This window comes from Bartonella sp. AS69XJJH (genome assembly GCF_042195585.1).
In the GTDB taxonomy this organism is placed as follows: domain Bacteria; phylum Pseudomonadota; class Alphaproteobacteria; order Rhizobiales; family Rhizobiaceae; genus Bartonella.
The window spans coordinates 80,734-102,501 of the sequence record NZ_JBHIOO010000005.1 but is presented as its reverse complement, the minus strand read 5'-3'; the positions used below and the strand labels follow the sequence as shown (position 1 = coordinate 102,501).

General features: G+C 39.2%; 14 protein-coding genes. 12 read left to right on the top strand and 2 right to left on the bottom strand.

Features of this window, described 5'->3' with window-relative positions; all coding sequences use genetic code 11:
- The first annotated feature begins 786 nt into the window (after window positions 1-786).
- From ACFIK6_RS04000 to ACFIK6_RS03965, 8 genes are all read left to right on the top strand, one after another.
- Window positions 787-2,994, top strand: a complete 2,208-nt coding sequence (locus ACFIK6_RS04000) for a primosomal protein N' (protein WP_375641869.1) — start codon at window positions 787-789, stop codon at window positions 2,992-2,994.
- A 1,939-nt stretch (window positions 2,995-4,933) separates the two neighbouring features.
- Complete coding sequence (gene atpH / locus ACFIK6_RS03995) at window positions 4,934-5,518, top strand: ATP synthase F1 subunit delta (RefSeq protein ID WP_375677391.1); 585 nt, start codon at window positions 4,934-4,936, stop codon at window positions 5,516-5,518.
- A complete protein-coding gene (gene atpA, locus ACFIK6_RS03990) occupies window positions 5,518-7,053 on the top strand; it encodes a F0F1 ATP synthase subunit alpha (protein WP_375677390.1) in 1,536 nt (511 codons plus the stop codon). Before atpH ends, atpA begins: the two co-directional genes overlap by 1 nt.
- Before the next feature lie 20 nt (window positions 7,054-7,073).
- Window positions 7,074-7,985 (top strand): F0F1 ATP synthase subunit gamma, encoded by a 912-nt coding sequence (locus ACFIK6_RS03985; RefSeq protein ID WP_375641866.1) that lies wholly within the window; start codon window positions 7,074-7,076, stop codon window positions 7,983-7,985.
- A 19-nt stretch (window positions 7,986-8,004) separates the two neighbouring features.
- The gene (atpD, locus tag ACFIK6_RS03980; RefSeq protein WP_375641865.1) at window positions 8,005-9,651 is read left to right on the top strand and encodes a F0F1 ATP synthase subunit beta; all 1,647 of its coding nucleotides are present in this window, start codon (window positions 8,005-8,007) and stop codon (window positions 9,649-9,651) included.
- A gap of 105 nt (window positions 9,652-9,756) precedes the next feature.
- A complete protein-coding gene (gene atpC, locus ACFIK6_RS03975; protein WP_375641864.1) occupies window positions 9,757-10,173 on the top strand; it encodes an ATP synthase F1 subunit epsilon in 417 nt (138 codons plus the stop codon).
- Between the two features lie 23 nt (window positions 10,174-10,196).
- Window positions 10,197-11,825, top strand: coding sequence for an MFS transporter (locus tag ACFIK6_RS03970; RefSeq protein WP_375641863.1), 1,629 nt, complete (start codon window positions 10,197-10,199; stop codon window positions 11,823-11,825).
- A 31-nt stretch (window positions 11,826-11,856) separates the two neighbouring features.
- On the top strand, window positions 11,857-12,864 hold the full coding sequence (locus ACFIK6_RS03965) for an HlyD family secretion protein (protein WP_375641862.1): 1,008 nt from the start codon (window positions 11,857-11,859) through the stop codon (window positions 12,862-12,864).
- 2,359 nt (window positions 12,865-15,223) lie between these two features.
- Here the strand turns inward: ACFIK6_RS03965 and ACFIK6_RS03960 are convergent.
- Entirely contained in the window at window positions 15,224-15,508 is a 285-nt protein-coding gene (locus tag ACFIK6_RS03960; protein ID WP_375641861.1) for a hypothetical protein, read from the bottom strand.
- Window positions 15,509-16,332: 824 nt separating this feature from the next.
- On the opposite strand from ACFIK6_RS03960, the gene ispG reads away from it, so the two are divergent.
- The 3 genes from ispG to ACFIK6_RS03945 all read left to right on the top strand — a co-directional run bounded on the left by ispG (window position 16,333) and on the right by ACFIK6_RS03945 (window position 19,506).
- Window positions 16,333-17,574, top strand: coding sequence for a flavodoxin-dependent (E)-4-hydroxy-3-methylbut-2-enyl-diphosphate synthase (gene ispG / locus ACFIK6_RS03955; RefSeq protein ID WP_375677389.1), 1,242 nt, complete (start codon window positions 16,333-16,335; stop codon window positions 17,572-17,574).
- A 526-nt stretch (window positions 17,575-18,100) separates the two neighbouring features.
- Complete coding sequence (locus ACFIK6_RS03950; protein ID WP_375641859.1) at window positions 18,101-18,292, top strand: hypothetical protein; 192 nt, start codon at window positions 18,101-18,103, stop codon at window positions 18,290-18,292.
- 62 nt (window positions 18,293-18,354) lie between these two features.
- Window positions 18,355-19,506 carry an MFS transporter gene (locus ACFIK6_RS03945; protein WP_375641858.1) on the top strand — a complete coding sequence of 384 codons (1,152 nt, stop codon included), beginning with the start codon at window positions 18,355-18,357 and terminating at the stop codon, window positions 19,504-19,506.
- Between the two features lie 562 nt (window positions 19,507-20,068).
- Here the strand turns inward: ACFIK6_RS03945 and ACFIK6_RS03940 are convergent.
- On the bottom strand, window positions 20,069-20,971 hold the full coding sequence (locus ACFIK6_RS03940; protein ID WP_375641857.1) for a polyprenyl synthetase family protein: 903 nt from the start codon (window positions 20,969-20,971) through the stop codon (window positions 20,069-20,071).
- 432 nt (window positions 20,972-21,403) lie between these two features.
- Here ACFIK6_RS03940 and rpmF point away from each other — a divergent pair, with 432 nt between their 5' ends.
- Window positions 21,404-21,619 carry a 50S ribosomal protein L32 gene (gene rpmF, locus ACFIK6_RS03935; RefSeq protein ID WP_375641856.1) on the top strand — a complete coding sequence of 72 codons (216 nt, stop codon included), beginning with the start codon at window positions 21,404-21,406 and terminating at the stop codon, window positions 21,617-21,619.
- Window positions 21,620-21,768: the final 149 nt, after the last annotated feature.

Below are 21,768 nucleotides of genomic sequence, written 5' to 3'. Positions count from 1 at the left end.
AGGAAGTAGGTTTAACCTCATTTTTAATAGAAGCGAATGGATTTATTTTATGGTAAAACACCATTGAAGAAGGCATGTAAAATTTTACACATGAAGTGTTTTTTATGGTCAATACATTGATTTATTCTGTGTTCCCCATTCTTCAACAATACGCTTTTGTGCTGCTTGTATTGTTGCTTGATTCTCAATCAAGCTGAAAGATGTATACACGTGTTTCCACGTTTTGGCACAAAGCCAAGGTGAATATTGTAAAGGTTCCATTTGCAATACTATTCTTCCTGTAATTCAAATCATGGGATACTCTCTCATCAATAAGGATTTACAAATGTTCCTCGATGAGTTTGAAATGAGAAAATTCACTGTATTGAGGGTTTTTTATTACAATAGGTAAAATGATGATTATATCTTTATAAATCAGTTTGTTGAAGATAAATTGAGATATGATGCGGTAAAAAAACAAACGTGTGTGTTGGGAAGAAGTCATAACTAGGGGATCGCTTTGTTGAAGAGCGCACTGACGATATCATGTTTAATGCGTATAGTGATGAGCTTTATTTGCACAGAAGAATGGCGCTGTTTTTTTGCTATAGAGTTTTTTGTTATAGAGGATAAGATTGGTTCTTTTATTGACACTTTGGTAGAGGGGATGAGTGTTAAAAAGAATTCTTGTGAGAGAAGTGTTATGATAGAGGGAAGAGATTGAATTCTGCAATGAATCTTATAAGAGTTTTTAAAGATAAGGTATAGACCTGTTGGTGTTCAAGAGGTCGTAGATTGGTTTAAAAGATGCATTCAAACGTGATAGAGGAAAAGATTGTATCCGTATTGGTTCCTCTTCCTGTTGCTCACGCTTATAGTTATAAAGTTCCCTCTTCTATGGAAGTGAATGTTGGTTCCTTTGTTCGAGTTCCGGTGATGGGGCGTGAGCTTTGCGGTTTTGTTGTGGATGTTGGAGAGAAGACAGCAGATGGGCAAAGGTCTGGTTCGGTGGCGCGTGAAAAATTACGCTCTCTGCTTCATGTTTTTGATTGCCCCCCCTTAAAGGCAGAAATGATCACATTTTTGCGTTTTGTTAGTCGCTATACAATGGCGCCTTTTGGTCTTATGGCGCGATTGGTTTTGTCTGTACCGGCTGCTTTAGAGCCGGAAGCGCAGATGCTGGGTTTGCGATATTGTGGTGGAAATGTAGAACGTCTCACACCAGCGCGATCACGGGTTTTGGAATTGGTGCGTAATGAGAAGATATGGACACGTTCTGGTCTGGCACATGCGGCTGGAACTTCGGTTTCTGTTGTTGAAGGTTTAAAAGCGCTAGGGGTTTTTGAAGATGTTATAGTTCCTGCTCCTGATCTTGTGGCAATGCCTGATCCTGACTTTTGTCCTCCTCAGTTGCAGGGAGCGCAAAATGAAGCAGCAACAATGTTGCGAGAAGGTGTTGTATCTTCTCAATTTCAAGTTTTTTTGCTTGATGGTGTTACGGGATCAGGAAAGACAGAGGTTTATTTTGAAGCGGTCGCTCAAGCCTTCAAAGGGGGTAGCCAAGTTTTAATTTTATTACCGGAAATTGCTTTAACACAGCAGTTTTTAGATCGTTTTTATGCACGCTTTGGAGCTGCGGCAGCAGAATGGCATTCTGATTTGACGCCACGACGTAGAGAACGCGTCTGGCGGCAAGTTGCAGAAGGGCGGGTGCGTGTTGTTGCGGGGGCTCGTTCAGCGCTTTTTCTTCCCTTTCATGAGCTTGGCTTGATTGTTGTCGATGAAGAACATGATAGCGCTTATAAACAAGAAGAGCGCATTTTTTATCATGCGCGTGATATGGCTGTTGCACGGGGCTCTTTTGAACATTTTCCTGTTATTTTATCTTCAGCTACACCGTCGATTGAAAGCCAAGCCAATGTTTTAAAAGGGCGTTATCAAAAGGTGCATTTACCTTCCCGTTTTAAAGAAGTAGCACTGCCACAGTTGCGGGTGGTTGATATGCGCCAAGGAGGGGTGCAAAAGGGGCGCTTTATTTCCTTTGCTCTTGAAAGGGCTTTAAAACAAACGCTTGAAAAGGGCGAACAAGCTCTTCTTTTTCTTAATCGTCGTGGTTATGCACCTTTAACTTTATGCCGAATTTGCGGACATCGTTTTCATTGTACCGATTGTTCAAGTTGGTTGGTAGAACATCGTGCGCAAGGGCAACTGAAATGTCATCATTGTGGATATCATGAACCACTTCCTCAAGCCTGTCCTGAATGTGGGACATTAGATCATCTCGTGGCTTGTGGACCGGGTGTGGAAAGAATTGCAGAAGAAACACAAATGCTTTTTCCTCAAGCGCGATCATTGATTCTTTCAACAGATCTCAAAGGGGGGATTGGGCAATTGCGAAGCGAATTACAAGCCATTGCAAATGGCGATGTGGACATTATTATTGGAACACAGTTGGTTGCTAAAGGACATCATTTTCCAAAGCTCTCTCTGGTTGGCGTTATTGATGCTGATCTTGGTCTTGCCAATGGTGATTTACGCGCAAGTGAACGTACCTACCAGCTGCTTTCTCAAGTTACCGGAAGAGCAGGGCGTGTGGGATTGGAAAGTTTAGGATTATTGCAAACTTATCAACCAGAGCATCCGGTCATCAAAGCCTTACTTTCATGCCAGCCAGAAGATTTTTACACACGTGAGATTGCAGCGCGTCAGCATTATCATTTGCCCCCCTATGGGCGGCTTGCCTCTTTGATTGTCTCTGCACAACAGCGCCAAGCAGCAGAACATTATGCGCGCGCATTGCGTCAAGCAGCGCCACGGGAGAAAAATATCTCGGTTATGGGACCAGCAGAAGCGCCTTTGGCTTTGGTTCGGGGGCGTTATCGTTTTCGGCTTTTGCTGCAAGGACAGCGCTCTTTTGATATACAAGGGTTTATACGTGCAATGCTTAGTGGTACACCCAAAATGCCCAGTTCTGTTCGGGTTCAAATTGATATTGATCCGCAAAGTTTTTTCTAAAACCAGTATCGCATAAAGTGAAGGTCTCTTTACTTAAGATGCTTTACTTTAATATTATCTTATTCAGAATAAGCATCCTAGCAGCAGAATATGATACATGTGCATTGCATTAAGCAGAGCCATAGGAAAAAATATCTTTATTATGAAACCAGCAGAAGCGCTTCTCTTATTTGAGGGCGCTATCATTTCGGCTTTTACTCCTTTTTTGTGTTAGGGCAGTATCCTTTTGATAGGCGGATTATAGGTTATAAAGGCGGATTATAGGGGCTGAAAATGCTTAGCGGTACACCCCAAAATATCCAATTTTATACGGGTTCAAATTGATATTGATCTATGCTTTTTCTAAAATCAGTGCACTATAATGCCATATAAAGTGAAGCTATGTGGACTTAATGAAGGTCGTGTTTTTGATGTTATTTGACCTTAAAACCTTATGAAGCAGCGTTCATAAGATGTATTAACGCTGTGCGAGTCGCACCTGCTTTTGTATGCTAGATTAAGGCGAGAGTATTGCATATATCTATTTTATTTATCTTTGGCGAGAACACAGACTCATTAATGCGTATTCATCGTTGTCGTCCTTATTTATGGCTCTAGAATTTTCAAAAGCGCCCATAATTATAATTTTTATAAATAATAAATATTGATTTATAATGATAATATGCTGTTATTCATATTAGAATCTCAACTATTGTAGGATTCACTTATTTCAAATCTGGTTATATTAATCTATCAAAACCATTCGTTTGCATGTTACAGATAGGAGAGCCTGTGTCGAGTGAAACTATACAAGATAGGACTAAAATTCTTAATCATCTCAAGTGTTAAGGGTTGTCGTAAAATTGGGAGATGGCAAAGTATGTGATGGTGCCAGCTTGTTCTTTCATAAGTGTAAAGATGGGGGTATTTTTATAGTATTCATGGGCGCTGTCGTGAAATAGAGATTATCCATTGTTTCATGCTTTTGTTACTTTCGTTCTCTAATGGGGGCACATTTTTCATGTAAAGCAGAACGTCCAAAACGGAATATTACCGAACATCTATTGTATTACTACATTCATATGCTTGTTTAAGGAAATGTTTCTCAGCATGCTCGAATTCATTTTATGATGTTTCTCGAGTGTGGAATGTAAAAGCTTTTATGAATGAAAACACCGCGGTAAGGCTCCTCGTCTTTATTTTATAAAGGTATAAAATGGCGCCATTTATTATTTAGCTTTTAGGATTACGAAAGCTCTTGGTACTTGAGAGCGTTTATACAAGGTGTTTTTTTTCTTTAATCATTTTCTTTTTTGTTTGTGATGGAGCAAGGGAGTGATTTTGATAAAAAGATTTGAAATAAGAGAATCTTTCGATGTTTGGGGCTTATCTGGTATGAAAAATGATATATTATCATTATAAATCAATGTATTGTATACTTAAAGAGTGTGTTTACAAGAAAATATACTTGGTAAAATTTTTTAAAAGGTGTGGGTATTTGAAGAAAAAAGATTAATTTTTAGGAGGATATTCATTACTTTTTTTCTTATCAGTTTGCAATAATAGACTTTTTCAGTCGCATTCGCATCTCGTTAAAGGTCTTGTGGTGATAAAGGGAGTGTTTTTTAGAGAAGAAGTGTTTTATTATGGTGGCAAGGGCATTTGAAGAAAAATCAAAGAGAGTGAAAAAATCGCTCAGAGAATGTCAAAAAGAGGCATAAAAAAACTGTGATGCCATCCTGTATATCTAAAAAAAATTCTTTTCAAAAATATTTTGAATATTTTATTAAAATTTTTAAAAAGCAGCGATTTGTGGTGTTGCGAGTCGGCTATGTCTATGCTAGAAACCAAGTGATTTTTATTCTAGGTTTTAAGAAGAAGATTCTTAAGATTGAGAATGTCTGTTTCATTTCATCTGATAACTATCAGAGAGTCGCTCAAGGGAAAGAGGCGGTATTTCGTGTCGGATTCATTTTCTCTCATACCGCTGCCGTTGGTAGATCAACGCTATGCGCAAGCGCTTTTTGATTGCGTTCAAGAAGCCGGAAACATTGAAAAGGTTGAAAAGGCAGTGGAAGATCTTTTGCTTGTTTTGGAGCAAAATAAAGATTTAAAACGCTTTGTGCTTAGTCCATTCTTTTCAGTTAAAGAGCAAGTTAAGGTGATGCAAACTGTTTGTGCAAACATCAAATTTGCTGATAAAAACGCAGGGCAGGTTATTGGTGATTTTTTACGCGTTGTTGCAATAAATCGTAGGCTTAGTGCCGTATTTGGTATTTTACATGCTTTCCAGCGTTGTGTTGCACGCGCTCGTAGGCAGGTTACTGCGCAAATTGTTTCTGCGCGCCCCTTAAGTTCTCAACAAAAACAAGAGTTGTGTGAGGCTTTGGAAGGTGTCGTTGGAGGAAAAGTTTTGCTACACATCATTGTGGATCCAACAATTCTTGGTGGATTAATCGTTCGTGTGGGGTCGTCTCAAATTGATACGTCTCTTCTCACAAAATTGTCTTCGCTTAAGCTTGCATTGAAAAAAGAGGTCAGCTGATGGATATTAGACCATCTGAAATTTCAAAAATTCTAAAAGAGCAAATCAAAAACTTTGACCAAAAGGCTGAGGTTTCAGAAATTGGTTGGGTTCTCTCTGTGGGGGATGGTATTGCTCGCGTTTATGGTTTGGATAATGTCCAAGCAGGGGAAATGGTCGCCTTTCCAAACGGTGTGCGGGGTATGGCCCTCAATTTGGAAGTTGATAATGTTGGTGTGGTCATTTTTGGCTCAGATCGTGATATTCGTGAAGGTGATTGTGTAAAGCGATTGGGCACTATCGTCGATGTTCCTGTGGGTCCCGCTTTGCTCGGGCGTGTGGTTGATGCGTTGGGAAACCCTATAGATGGTAAGGGGCCCATTAAAGCAACAGAGCGTCGTCGTGTTGATGTTAAGGCTCCTGGAATTATTCCGCGTCAGTCTGTGCATGAACCGATGTCGACCGGATTGAAAGCGATTGACGCACTCATCCCTATTGGACGGGGGCAACGTGAATTGGTGATTGGTGATCGCCAAACAGGAAAAACCGCAATTTTGCTTGATACATTTTTAAACCAAAAACCTTTTCATGAAAAAGGAGCTGGACGAGAGCAAGACAAAGTTTATTGTATTTATGTGGCTATCGGTCAAAAACGTTCGACGGTGGCACAATTCGTTAAAGTTTTAGAAGAACGTGGAGCGCTGGAATATTCTATTATTGTTGCAGCGACCGCTTCTGATCCAGCACCACTGCAATTTATTGCACCTCTTGCTGGATGTGCTATAGGTGAGTATTTCCGTGATAATGGGCAACATGCTTTGATCGGTTATGATGACTTGTCAAAACAGGCGGTGGCCTATCGTCAAATGTCTCTTTTGTTGCGTCGTCCTCCAGGTCGTGAAGCTTATCCGGGAGACGTTTTCTATCTGCATTCACGTCTTTTAGAGCGAGCTGCGAAGTTGAATGCGGAAAATGGATCTGGGTCGTTGACAGCTTTGCCGGTTATTGAAACGCAAGCCAATGATGTTTCTGCCTATATTCCTACAAATGTGATTTCGATTACGGATGGGCAAATTTTTCTAGAGACTAATTTGTTTTATCAAGGAATTCGTCCTGCTGTAAATGTTGGTCTTTCTGTGTCGCGTGTTGGTTCTGCCGCACAAATTAAGGCGATGAAGCAAGTTGCTGGCTCGATTAAAGGTGAATTGGCACAATATCGTGAAATAGCAGCTTTTGCACAGTTTGGTTCTGATTTGGATGCGTCAACCCAGCGTCTGTTGAATCGGGGTGCACGCTTGACAGAGCTGTTGAAGCAGCCACAATTTTCTCCACTCAAAACAGAAGAACAAGTAGTGGTTATTTTCGCGGGTGTGAATGGCTATCTTGATGCTTTAGCGGTTTCTGATGTTGCGCGGTTTGAGCAGGGACTTTTGGTGCTTTTGCGGAGTGATTATCAAGATCTCTTAAAGGCAATTGCTGAGCAAAAGCAAATAACAGATGAGCTGAAAGATAAGTTGATAACTGTTCTTGATACTTATGCGAAAAATTTCTCGTGATGAATTGATGGAATGCTTGAATGGCCTCACTAAAAGATCTTAGAGACCGTATCGCTTCGGTTAAAGCAACACAAAAGATTACCAAAGCCATGCAGATGGTTGCAGCGGCAAGGTTGCATCGTGCGCAAGAGGCAGCGCAGTCTGCGCGTCCTTATGCGAAGAAGATGGCTGATATTTTGACCAGTGTTGCTGCTGATGTAGATGGTGTTGATGCGCCTGCTCTTATGCGTGGTACGGGGCGAGATGATGTGCATCTCTTGGTGGTGTGTACTGCTGAGCGTGGTTTGTGTGGTGCTTTTAATGTGCAAATTGCTCGTCGTGCACGTGAACAGATTAAAGCATTGTTGGCGGCTGATAAAATAGTAAAAATTATCACTGTGGGCAAAAAAGGTGCGGATATTTTATCGCGTGATTACAAAGGCTTGATAATTGATCATATCGATTTGCATGCTGTAAAGCGAATTGGTTTTGCAGAGGCGGTGATGATTAGTCAACGGATTGTTGATTTATTCAATGAAGGCGCTTTCGATGTCTGTACGCTGTTTTATTCTGAATTTATTTCTGTGATTAATCAGCGTCCAACAGCTTTTGGCTTGATTCCGATGATTGCTCCAAAAGCAGCTGTTGAGGCACTCGATGTTGAGGAGCAAACTGATCATAGTAAAGGTTCACAATCAATTGTTTATGAGTATGAACCTGATGCGGCTTCTCTTTTAGAGGCGCTTGTGCCACGCAATCTTTCGGTGCAAATCTTTCGGGCTTTGCTAGAAAATATTGCTGGTGAGATGGGCGCAAAGATGACAGCTATGGACAATGCATCGCGCAATGCAGGTGAAATGATTAATAAATTGACGGTAGCTTATAATCGTCAACGTCAGGCACAGATTACGACAGAATTGATCGAAATTATTGCGGGCGCTGAAGCGCTTTAAATGGAAAAGGTAAAGATTGATGGTAAAAGCAGTAACCTCAAGCAAAGGAACAGAAAAAGGTGCAAAAAAGAAACCAGCTGCTCGTTCCAGCGTGAAAAAAGCCGCTTCGAAATCTCAAGTGGATGTAACGGCTTCAGCGGATGTAAAGGCTTCCTCTGCGTTTGCGCGTAGTGCAGCTAAAAATACACCTGTAAAAAAAGAGACATCTGCAAAAAAAGAAGAGCGTGCAAAAGGCGCTGTTGGTGAGATCAAGCAGGTTATTGGTGCTGTCGTTGATGTGCAATTTGAAGGTGAATTGCCAAATATTCTCAACGCTTTGGAAACAGAGAATTTAGGCAATCGCTTGGTATTAGAAGTTGCGCAGCACTTGGGTGAAAATACCGTGCGTACGATTGCTATGGATACCACTGATGGTTTGATGCGGGGCCAAAAGGTTGTGGATACAGGCACGCAAATTAGCGTTCCTGTAGGAGAAGCAACGTTGGGACGTATTATGAATGTGATTGGGGAACCGGTGGATAATGTGGGACCAATCGCTTCAACCAAAACACGTTCTATTCACCAAGAGGCACCTCCATATGTTGAGCAATCGACAGTTTCGGAAATTCTCGTCACCGGTATTAAAGTTGTGGATTTGTTAGCCCCTTATTCTAAAGGGGGTAAAATTGGCTTGTTTGGTGGTGCTGGTGTTGGAAAAACCGTTCTCATTATGGAGCTTATAAACAATATTGCAAAGGCACATGGTGGCTATTCTGTATTTGCTGGTGTGGGAGAACGTACACGTGAAGGAAATGATCTTTATTATGAAATGATCGAGAGCCGCGTGAATGTGAATCCAAAAGAGAATAATGGTTCAACGGAAGGGTCAAAGTGTGCCCTTGTTTACGGGCAAATGAATGAACCACCAGGAGCGCGTGCGCGTGTGGCTCTTTCAGGATTGACAATTGCAGAAAGTTTCCGTGATGAAGGACAAGATGTTCTCTTCTTTGTGGATAATATTTTCCGTTTCACGCAAGCAGGAGCTGAGGTATCGGCTCTTTTAGGGCGTATTCCTTCTGCTGTTGGGTATCAGCCTACCTTGGCAACGGATATGGGGGCGCTGCAAGAACGTATTACCAGTACAAAAACAGGCTCTATTACTTCCGTTCAGGCAATTTATGTTCCTGCTGATGACTTGACGGATCCGGCGCCGGCAGCGTCTTTTGCTCATTTGGATGCAACAACAGTTCTTTCGCGCTCTATTGCGGAAAAGGGAATTTATCCGGCGGTTGATCCGCTTGATTCTTTCTCGCGTATGTTAGATCCATTGATTGTGGGGGAAGAGCATTATACAGTTGCTTGTCAAGTGCAAACCATTTTACAACGTTATAGAGCGCTTCAGGATATTATTGCTATTCTTGGAATGGATGAACTTTCTGAAGATGACAAATTGCTGGTGGGGCGGGCGCGTAAAATTGAACGTTTCCTTTCGCAACCTTTCCATGTTGCGGAAGCCTTTACTGGTTCGCCGGGGAAACTCGTTCCTTTAGAAGAGACAATCAAAGGCTTTAAAGGTCTTTGTGCTGGCGATTATGATGATTTGCCAGAAGCTGCTTTTTATATGGTTGGTTCGATTGATGAAGCACTTGAAAAAGGAAAGCGTCTCATGGCAGAGGCTTCTAAGTAAGAAGCTTCTTATTCAAGAGAAAACTGTCATGGGTATTTTTCGTTAAAAAGGACAAGTCGTTGAAGAAAACAGAGAGTCCTTATATCGGGTATTGTGGAGACTTTTGTGGAAAACAATAGAGAAGAGCATTTTTTATTTGAGCTTATATCGCCTGAAAAAATTGTGTTTTCAGAGCAGGTAGTGTCTGTTGTTCTTCCTTCAGCCTCAGGTTATTTGACAGTTATGGCGCATCATGCGCCATTGGTGGCAAGTATTGTGTTGGGCAGTGTTCGTGTTCGCACCTCTTTGGGTGAAAAATTATTTGCTGTATGCGGGGGCGTTGCAAGTATTACCGTTTCGGGCTGCTCTTTATTGGTAGAGCGCGTTGTGGCTGTAGAGCATCTTTCTTTTGATGTATTAGAACAGCAGATTTTACAGATTCAAGCGATGTTAGAAGGAGGGACAAGTGATGAGGACAATCATAAAATAGAGTCTTTTTTCCAGCAGTTGTCAGCTGATGGTGCTGTATTGATAGAAGCGTAGCAGAGTATACAGGAAAAGGTGACATGAGCGGAAAAAAGAGTACGGTTGTGTCTGCTAAAAGGAGCGCAAAACCTTTTCCTCGTCCTGGTCGTGTTTTTGCGGGACCTTTACCAAAGTGCTTTGTTTATATTTTGGCTTCTCTTATTTTGCAATGGGCTTATGGTCTAGGGGCTAATATTGTTCAGTCTAACATTGTTCATCTTACGGGTGATTTTCATGCAACTTTGGCCGAGACGACATGGCTGGTAGCGGCCTATATGGCGCCAAATGTGAGTGTAGCGATTATGTTGATCAAAATCCGCTATCAATTTGGGCTGCGCGCTTTTGCTGAATTATCAATTCTTGGCTTTGTTTTGGTTTGCGTGTTGCAGCTCTTTGTTACGGATTTGCGTTCTGCATTGATTATTCGCTTTTTTGCTGGGATTGCTGCTGCTCCTTTGGCTTCGCTTGCGCTGCTTTATATGATGGAGGCTTTTGCTCCAGCAAAGAAATTTACTGTTGGTCTTAGTTTGAATTATATGAATGCAGCTTTAGCTGCACCTTTATCGCGTTTGATTTCTCCTGATTTGTTGGAAAATGGTGGTTTTTCCAGTCTTTCCGCTCTGGAAATGGGGTTGGTTCTCATCAGCTTGGTTTGTATCTATACATTACCTCTTACTCCTGTTGTGCGCAGTAAGGTTATTCAAAAATTAGATTGGATAAGCTATGGTTTGATTGCTCTTGGTCTTGGATTAAATGCTGTGATTATGTCTGTTGGCATATTGTATTGGTGGTATGAAGCACCATGGATTGGTTGGGGGCTCGCACTTGCTATTTTCTCGTTGGCTGTTGCTATTATTATTGAGCTTAATAGAGAAAAACCGTTGATTGATTTACGTTGGATTTTCAGTAAAGAAATGATCCAATCTGTTTTTATTTTATTGATATTTCATGTTTTTTTATTGGAGCGATCAAATTTGCCCGTAGGATTTTTTAATCTTTTTGGTTTGCTCAATCGTGAGATGGCGCCCATGTATCTTGCGGTGACATTAGGGATTCTGTTAGGGGGGGCTGTTTGTGTCTTTTTTTTACGGGCGGGGCGTGAGGATTATTTTTATTTGTTATCTTTAGGTTGTTTGGCGTTGGGAGCTTATTTAGACAGTCATGTAAACTATTTAACGCGTCCGAAAGATATGATGTTGAGCCAAGGGTTGGTGAGTTTTAGTTATGCACTTTTTTTGCCTCCTGCTCTTTTCAAAGGGTTTGTGATCGCTGGTGAGCGAGGACCGCGTTACGTTTTAAGTTTTATTGCTGTTTTTTTGTTAACGCAAGTGACAGGGGGATTGATGGGATCAGCTTTTTTTGGCAGCCTACAGTTTTATTTTGCCCATAAAAACTTTGAGTCCTTAACACAAAATATTATTATTACTGATCCGCTTATTTCTGGTGAGATGAATACTTTATTTTCGCCTTCTTATGGTGTTTCTGTTCCCAATGGCTTGAGAAGTGAGCAGGGTACTTCTATGTTGATAGAGAAATTTAAGTTAACAGCAAATATTTTTGCTTATGATGACGTTTTTCGGCTTTATTTTTATATTTCAATGGTTGTATTCGTTATTTTTCTTGTCACAATGATTGTTAAGTCATGCTCTTTGCGTGCATTAGAAAAGTAGAGTAATGTCATAGAAAGAGGGGTGCAAAAAAATGATAAAAAAATTACGGTCAAAAGCTACGATTGTTGCATTCCTATCGGGTATTACGGGTGTTTTGCTGATTTTGTGGGCTTGGAGACTTCCTCCTTTTGTGAGTAACATTCAAATAACGGATAATGCTTCCATTAAAGGCAATGTTACTCTGGTTAGTTCACAGATCTCTGGGGTGATTGCACGGATTTATGTGCAAGATTATCAACGTGTTGAAAAAGGAATGCTGCTCTTTGAGCTCGATGATTCTCTTTTTCGGCAGCAACTTGCACGGGCACAGGCTGTTCTCGATTCAAAAAATGCAAAACTGGCAAGTATTGAATTGCAAGCACAGCTTTTGCAGGGTGAAATTAATACAGCAGAGGTGGAATTGGCGCGTTCACGAGCATTTTCCAATGTTGTTCCAGATAGTAAAAAGTTAGGCTTTGGTGATGTGGCAAGTTCTGTTTCTCGCCCTCTTTCACAACTCTTGACAGCTCTCGAAACAAAACGCCAATTGCAAAAACAATTGGATCTTGAACGGCAAAGTTTACAGTCAGAGATTGCGGGAGCGAAGGTGAGTGTTGAGTTGGCAAAACTTAATCTCGATCATACAAAGATTTTGTCTCCTCGAACAGGATACATTGGATTAGTTGGAGCGCGGGTAGGGCAATATGTTATGCCGGGTACGCAATTGGTCTCTGTTATTTCTGATGATATTTGGATTATTGCTAATTATAAGGAAACGCAACTTTCTCAGATGCGTGTGGGACAACCGGTTGTTTTTTCTGTTGATGCATTGAACAACAAAAAATTAACAGGGCGTGTGGTTCGTTTTGCACCTGCTACAGGCTCAGAGTTTTCATTGTTAAAAACAGATACAACAATTGGTAATTTTATCAAAATTGCGCAACGTATTTCAGTACGGATTGCTTTAGATCCTGGGCAGGAGGGAATTGAAAAACTCATTCCTGGGATGTCTGTGGTTACGTATGTGGATACTTCGCAGCGGGTCGATTCTGGAGGATGAAATTTTGGGTTTGTTCAGTTTAATTTTTGCGTCATTTACGTATAGCAAATGGATATTCACATTGGAAGATTTCATTTGGTTTGCTATAATACATCTTTTGAAACTCTTAAGCTTAGTACTCTTCTATGTCATGATGTAAAATAATGTTCCTTAGAATATTAAAGCGCATGCATCTTTACTCACTTCTATTTCCTTTGAAATAACTCAGTAGGGGGGAATATTAGAAGCTTTGCCTGTAGTTTCTAGCAACATCATCTTTTGAGGCATGGAAAGAAGGTGCTTCTTTTTATCTGAGTGTAATCTTTGTGTGATGTTTGCAATGATGTGAGGCAGATCATTGGGAAATGTATCTCGGATACATGTGTTGCTATTATCAATGTGTATTGCATGTATAACAGTGATGCTAAGTTTGAAAACTGTTGTAATAATCCAGCTAAAAAACGCCCGTACATAATATTATACCCATGGACACACTATAGAGCGTATAAAATGTAGTTACCGGAGGATATAGACGATGAAAGATGTGAATGGTGTATTGTAAGGGATTAAATCGTTATCTATCTAGGTCAATATCCCTTCGTTTTCTGTTGCCATTTAAATACCAAGATATCTATTGTGTGTTTTGATAATTTCTTGAAGAGTGCTTAAAGAACCATTTCTTTCAGTTTTATGCAGTTTGAGCACAATTTTTAAATTGTGCTTTGTTATAATTTTTGTAATCAATTCTGATCAATTAGGCTAAAGACAATGCTGCCATGAATGTTTTTCTGATTTAGCCGTTTTCTTTTTGTTTTTAAGTTCCAAACATTTTACGAATATTCTCTTCTTATAGTCGCTGTAATTCTTAAAGTTTAGCTCCTCCTCTAGCTTCACTTTCGGTTCTCCGTTTTTCATCTCCAGCTTCCCATTTCATATTCGGCTTTTTTCTGACGTTCTATGGCAAGTTTGTGATCAGCTATTCGTAGGTTTTCACAATTTTTTGAAGTTCCTGACTATCTACATCTCATAGCCCATTCGTCGAATCATTTTTTATCTTTTTTAAATTCTGCTACGCTATAGGTTCTTTCGCAACCAGCAGAGACAAGAGCCGTGCAGAGTAGCAAGTGTTGTAATAATGACTTTGTTATGATTTTTCTCCTTTTTCCAGTTTAATGACCACAGAGTGGTGGGGTATAACCTTTGTGTCGTTTTCTAAATTCTTTCGCTTCACGTTCTTCTTTTTTTTGTTGGATTATTGCCGATGTTTCCATTTGTAGAACTCTTGTTTGTGAATCTGTAGGGCTGCGTAGGGTGTTTGAATGGGCTGAATTTGATCCGTATTTTTAGGATTTTTAAGTTAGTCAATGAGCTGTTTGATGGTTTTTTGTTTTTCACGCGCTTTTTCGTAAATAGCTTGTTTTATGTTGTGCTTTGACTTTTTGTTCATCAAAAATATCAACTGCGGCCTTTGATTTTGCGTTTTTCAATGGCTCTTTGTATAAGCATTTTTTTTCCTCTTTTCAGTATTTTCGCTGTCGCTGCTACCTGTCAATTTTTGAAAGTGACTAAAATTAGTGCGATGGGGGTCATGACCTTTTTGCTTTTTGAATGTTCTTTGAAGAGCTGCGGGTGTTTTATTTAAGAAACCATGTCGTTTTTTATTTCATCGAGTAGATTTTTAAAATGTGCAATCTGTTGTTTTAATTGTTTAATTTGTTCTATGTTCTGGTAAAATGAGTTGAAAAAAATAGAATAATTATTGCAAATGCGTTCGTTTGAAATTCAAAGGAAAATGCAACGATTGTCGTTGAGAAAAAATTCTTTTGTTTAAAGGCATTTTTTGTAAAAATATCTGTTAGTGAGAGGAGTGTAGGTTTTCAATATCAAAATATCCTTCCCTTTCCCCAATTAAAATGACAATCAAAGGTACATAGAGTAAAAGTATAAGTTTTTGCAGTATTAATTTGTTGTTTTTAGTCTCTATACATAATGAAGTTTTGGAAAGTCTGCGAAATTAGGGGAAGTTTTGGATTGAATATTTGAGTTGTTATCTTATGGTACCGTGAATATCCTTATTTGAGGTGTTGTATCAGACGTCTTTTTGACACGTTAAGTTGTTCGTGTGGGAGCACATTCATCGTAGGGCTTGCTTGTTGCCTTTAGAAATGTCGTCCTTTGAGGTGTGGTGATGTGAATCGCATGTGTGGATAGGTTTCCGATAGACAAAAGCTGGATTATAGACTGGTCGGATGGATAGAAAACTTATCCTTTAGGGAGGGGGCGTAAAGTTAGGGGGAAGACGTAAAGTTTATATTTTGTAAACTATAAAAAATGCCCGCTTTGAGTCGGGCATTAAAAGGGAAGGTTGTTGGTTGTGTTGTTAATTTTTACGGATTAGCAAGAAGCTTACTAAAGCAACTCCTGCTGCTAATGCGAGGGTTTTTTTAGGATTTTCTTTCGCTTTTTTCTTTAATTCTGTAGCATGTTCGTTGAGGTGATAAAGCGCGTGACGGCCTTTTTGTTTCCATGTGTTAAACAGCTCAGAAATGTTTTCAAAGCTATCATTTTGAGAACTCCAATGATTTACAGGGACCAGCTCTCTTTTTAATTGTGCTATACGTTTTTTAATTTTAGCATTTTTTCTATGGGGTGAAAATAGACACATTTATTGACTCCTTCATGTGTTAAATTGTTGCGTGACAGTTGGAATTGTGTTTGGGGTTTTGCTATAACGGCTTGAAAATTGAAAGGTTGCATTGATAATGCCGCGTGTGGGTGAGGTGCGAATTAAGAGTTTGGGTTTAATGAGGTATTTCTTAATGTGCTCGAGCTCATTTTGTGATGGTGTTTGTTAAGGATGTAAGGTAAAAATTTTTACAAAATGGTGTGAGATTCATTTTTTTGTTTGTTTAAAGTGTTAGGGTAGTTTTTGGCACTTGAAATAGTTTATAAGGAATTTTTATCTACATGTTCTCTTGTGGTTGTAGGGAGTGGTGTTGATTGATTCAATTAGGAAGATTTAAAATGAGAAAATCTTGCGATATTTTGGTTTGCTATCCAAATTTGTAAAAAATAGATTATTATAAATCAACATGTTGGATTAATTTGGCGGTGTCTTTCATGCAATTTTTAAAAATTGCGCTTTGATAGGCGTTATCTGTTGTGCTGTAAAACACTGTTTTGCGATGACGTTGATGTAAGGTATAGGAATGCAACTTAAAAATACAGTATTGTCTCTATTTTGTTCAGTTTCTTTTTGAATCAACCAAGTATAGAAGTATAGATTTGAACAGAAGTAGTAGAACTTATCCGATGCGTCTATAGAATGAATCGCACTTATGAATTGTATTGCATCAGTGTTAGTAGGTGGAACCTTTTGAGAGCAATCTGTTAAGATTGGTAGGCGGTGTAATTTTCGTCCTTTGAAGCGCGGAGGAAGTCAATGTAAATGATGATTGATAGCGCAGGTTTTAAAAATTTGAGGACTTGATGAGTACGACCTATTTTTTATCTAAACCACTTGAGCGTCGTCGGTCTGTTGGTGTTGCTGTTGGTGATGTGATCATTGGGGGGCAGAGCCCGATAGTTGTACAGTCAATGACCAATACAGATACAGCTGATGTTGATGCAACTGTTGCTCAAGTGGCTGCTCTTTGGCAAGCTGGTTCACAATTGGTTCGAATTACTGTTGATCGTGATGAAGCCGCGGCAGCTGTACCAAAAATACGGGAGCGATTGGAGAGGTTAGGATTTTTTGTACCATTGGTCGGGGATTTTCATTATATTGGTCATAAGCTTTTATCTGAGCATTCTGCGTGTGCTGAGGCGCTTGCAAAATATCGCATCAATCCTGGAAATGTTGGTTTTGGCGCAAAAAAAGATCGTCAATTTGCAGAAATTATTGAGATTGCTTGTCGGTATCATAAACCTATTCGCATTGGCGTGAATTGGGGCTCTCTTGATAATGCGTTGTTAACACGGCTTATGAATGAAAATGCACAGCAAGAAAATCCTTTATCGGTTGCTGAAGTGATGCGGGAAACTGTTGTGCAATCTGCTCTGCAATCGGCTCTTTGCGCTGAAGAGATGGGGTTGGGACGTGATAAAATTATTCTTTCTGCTAAAGTGAGTGATGTCCAAGATCTTATTGCTGTCTATACCACCTTGGCGGCGCGTTGTGATTATGCTCTTCATTTGGGATTAACGGAAGCGGGGATGGGAACAAAGGGCGTTGTTGCTTCTTCGGTGGCTTTGGGCATTTTATTACAACAAGGGATTGGCGATACGATACGAATTTCCTTAACACCAAAACCTGGTGGTGATCGGACACGAGAAGTAAAGGTGGGGCAAGAACTTTTGCAAGTAATGGGTTTTCGGCAATTTTTGCCTGTGGTTGCGGCTTGTCCTGGTTGTGGGCGCACAACCTCAACGGTCTTTCAACAATTGGCGCAAAAAATTGAAGCAGATTTATACAAAAATATGCCTGTTTGGCGTGAAAAATACCCTGGCGTTGAAAGTTTGAAGGTTGCCGTGATGGGATGTATCGTCAATGGACCGGGGGAGTCAAAACATGCGGATATTGGAATCTCTTTGCCTGGAGTGGGGGAAAGTCCTGCGGCACCTGTTTTTATTGATGGACAAAAGGTGAAAACTTTGCGGGGTGATCACATTGCTGAAGAATTTGAAGCGCTTTTGAGTGATTATATTCATACACGCTTTGGACAGGGGTGAGGTAAACAATCGCATAAAGTTAAAAAAAGAGGAGCGGGTTAAAAAAACATCTCTTAAGATCCCCAAGTCCATTTCACGACGATGTTTGTGAAGAATATAATGGTAAAGCTTCCTCATGAATAATATAAAACTTACGGAATACCCACCCTCTTTACGCTTATAAGTAACAAGTCGGTACCATTAATATATCTGCCTGCCCTTATAGGGTCTTTAACATTTGAGACACTTCATAAAAGGCATTTTTACTCCACATGGGCTCTCTTGTTTGTGACGTGAAAGAGATTTTGATTCAACATAAAACAAAACAGTTTTGAAATGATAGGATTTTATAATATTCGGGATTCTCATTCAATATGCAAAACAATGAATACTCTTTATAAATCACTATGTTGTTTTGCTACGGTAAATACTGTTGTTGGGCTGCTTATTATTTCAAAGTAAATCAGAGGTTATACATGTTATGAATCAGAAGCCTATAAAGGATATCGATTTGTTTTAGTTTGTTAAGACTATTAAGCAAAACTATATGAATACTTTGATAGATCCGTATCATGCGGTTGCTGGTTTTTTGGCTGCTCTTGAGGCAGTAAAATATTTAACGGATTTTGACAAATGTCAAATTATAGAAAAAACATTATTTATTAATTTTTCCAGCTATAAAATTGATAGGATTGGAGATCCATATAGCGGTTATTGCCCTATTTGTCGTAAAATTTAAGCTTTTATCTTTATATAAAAGGATGTATAGGTTGCCCTTTTTTGGCGTTATTGGGGGGATGCATGACAAGTATATTAGCATTTGGATTTTTATTTAACGGTATAAGAATTTTAACAGGTGCCTTTATTGTATTTTATATGCTTGAAAAAGGGCTAACTCTTATTGATATCGGGATCATTAAGTCGTTTCAGGCTTTTATTATGATGGTTACAGATATTCCTCTGGGATATTTTGCCGATAGAAAAAGTTATAAAATATCGATCGTTTTGGCAGCGGCTTTTGCTGCTACATGGCTGTGTCTCATGGGATTTTCTACAAGCTTTTATGGTTTTCTTTTGGCAGAATCTTTTAATGCCTTATCGCTGACATTGATTGCGGGGGCTTATAATGCTTTACTTGTTCAATATGCAAAAGCAAAAGTGACATCGACTAAAAAAGTGCTGGGAGCGAGCTCTCAGTATAATTACATCGGCATGTTTATATTCAGTTTAATTGGCGCATATTTTGCTGATTATTCGAGCCAATATATATGGTATATTGCGGCGTTTTTAATGTTGATGACAACACTCTTTGGGTTGTTTTTTCTTGATGACCTGAAAGGAGAGAAAAAACCAAATAAAGCGAATTCTCTTATTTGTGATGCTAAAGAGATGTTGTCTATTTTTATTAAGGTTCCTTATATCTCTTTATGCTTTTATTTTTCATTGATCTTTTTCAATATATTCTCGCAGTATTGGCAGTGGATATTTAAAGATCATAATATTAATGTCACTTATTTTGATCTTGGTGTGACATTTTCACTGATATTGCTCTCTCAGCTCTTGGCTAGTTTTCTCTTTACAAAACTAAGTGAAAGGGTGAATTTTGTTTTATTGTTGTTTCTTTTGGTTTCACTGATTTTTACAGTGGTTTTCTTTGAGCCGAAAAAAGAAATTGCTATTATTTTAGTCTGTATGATTTTTTACTTAATTAAGTATACATATCTTCGTGTAGAAGTTGTTTTGCATGATAGTATTAGTGATCATTTCAGGGCTACATATGAATCTTTCTTGTCAACCGTTGGGAGATTTAGCCTCTTGGTATTTTTTTACATGAGTGCGTATATGGTCGATATATTTGGCTTTTTTTCACTCGTTTATATTTTGGGTATTTATTTATTGGTTTACCTGTTGGCAATGTTTTTTTTAGAAGGAACTTTCAAAAAAGCTCAGTGAAAATAGTAACGTATTTCACGTGTGTTTCATGGGGTTTATAGTGAATCAAGGCTTTTATTTATTAAGGCGCATCATTGTTTTGAATGTTGAATGGGAAAGCAGAATGTTATCCGTTACTCTTATTTCAAATCTATGTATGTTCAAGAAATCAAAGTCATCTGCTTGTACGTTATAAGTGTGCGTAGCATAACAATCATTAAAAAAGAAATAAAAATGCTTCTCATGAATATTGCACCAAGAGTTGCTGACAAGATTGGACGCTGATAAAGAAAATGATTGTGCCGGATTATATGCTTATTAAGGAATAGTGATTGCGCATTGTTTTACATTTTGTTTCTTTTATTCTTTAATGGAAGGCATTTTTCATGCAAAATAGGATACCAGAATGCACTTGTGTTATAAATTCACGTGGCTTGTTTTAATGAAATCCCTCTCAAGGTTTATTGCACCTATTTCATGATAAGGACTATAATGAAGATTAATGGTAACTTTTCTTTGAAAAGTCTATCATGCATTCAATACAGATGACGGTGTACATTATGTGCAATGGGGCGGATGGAGTTTAATTTTTGCGTAGTGCACTAAAGTGTGCTGCTTGTTGGAGGGGGAGTGCTTTAGCGCCAAAAGGATGTAAGAATGTTTCTGCTTTACTGATGAGTGTATCTCGCTTTTTTTGGGTTTCTTCAATGCCATAAAGATGAACAAAAGTTGCTTTTTGTGCCGTTTCATCTTTTCCAGCCGTTTTTCCTAGGGTTTGTGTGTTGGCGGTGACATCAAGAAGGTCATCGGTTAATTGAAAGGCTAAACCAAGATAGGTACCAAATTCAGTAAGCTTTTCGGTTAATTCTTTAGATGCATTGCCAATGATGGCACCTGCTTGGCAAGCAAAGCTTATCAGGGCTGCTGTTTTCATGCGTTGTAGAGTGGTGATGTCAGTACTTTCTTGCGGTCTTTTTTCAGCTTCAAGGTCCAGCATTTGTCCACCTAACATACCGCCAAGTCCTGCCGATTGTGCAAGAGATGTGATCAGCTTTATTCTAATGTCTGTCGATAGAGTACTGGCTTTATGGGCAATGATTTCAAAGGCAAATGTTAAGAGGGCATTGCCTGCTAGAATTGCTGTTGCTTCATCAAATGCTATATGGACGGTGGGTTTTCCACGCCGGAGTATATCGTTATCCATAGCGGGAAGATCATCATGAATGAGCGAATAACAATGGATACATTCTAAGGCACATGCAACATCAAGAGAATGTTCTACAGGGACATCAAATAGTGCAGCACTTTGAATCACAAGAAAAGGACGCAGGCGTTTTCCACCGTTCAGCACACCATAGCGCATGGCTTTGATTAAGTTTTTAGGGCGTGAAATTTCACCATTTTGAACTTGCTCACTTAACAGGGTCTCAAGCCGCTTTTCAACGGTATGTCCATGTTTTGCAAGAAGGGTGGTAAATTCGTGCATTCTTGCTTCCTTTGTTTTTACAAAAATGAAATTAAGAAGTTTAAGAGAAAGAGAGAAAGGTTGTCGCTTTTTCTTGTTGTCATAAATTGGCGTCGTTTTTTATTAAAAATCAATTTCTCTTTTTATCCGTATCTCTATTGTATGTGCAAATCCATTTTTAAACTAAATAAAAATTAAATGAAGGTCTTATAAAAAAGCTTTCATTGATGTATAAAATTCTTAAATTTTGCGGTGTTTTTGATATTCATTTGATCACTGTGACACCATTTTTGATGAAAAGAAGGTCATTTTTGGTAAGAGAAGGATCATTTTGACATTGCCTCTTCTTTTTTATCAGTGTATAATATCTTCAAATTTTATGGTGTTTTTAAATGAAGCATTGTCATTTTTGACATTGCTTTTTCTGTTTTAATGGATTTGGAGTGTCTTTTTATGGCTGTACCTAAACGAAAAACCTCTCCAGCGAAGAGGGGCATGCGCCGTTCGGCTGATGCTCTGAAGGCGCCGACTTATATCGAAGATAAAAATTCTGGTGAATTGCGTCGTCCTCATCACATTGATTTGAAAACGGGAATGTATCGCGGGCGTTCCGTTTTAGTGGTTAAAACTTTAGCGTTTTATCTCTTTCCAGTAGTAAGCTTCTTTTGATTCATGAGTGAATGCACGTTTGTGGCGTGCATTTTCGCTTTAAGATGGATGTTGAGGTGTCTTTGCATCGCTCTCATCACATTGATTTGAAAACGGGAATGTATCGCGGGCGTTCCGTTTTAGTGGTTAAAACTTTAGCGTTTTATCTC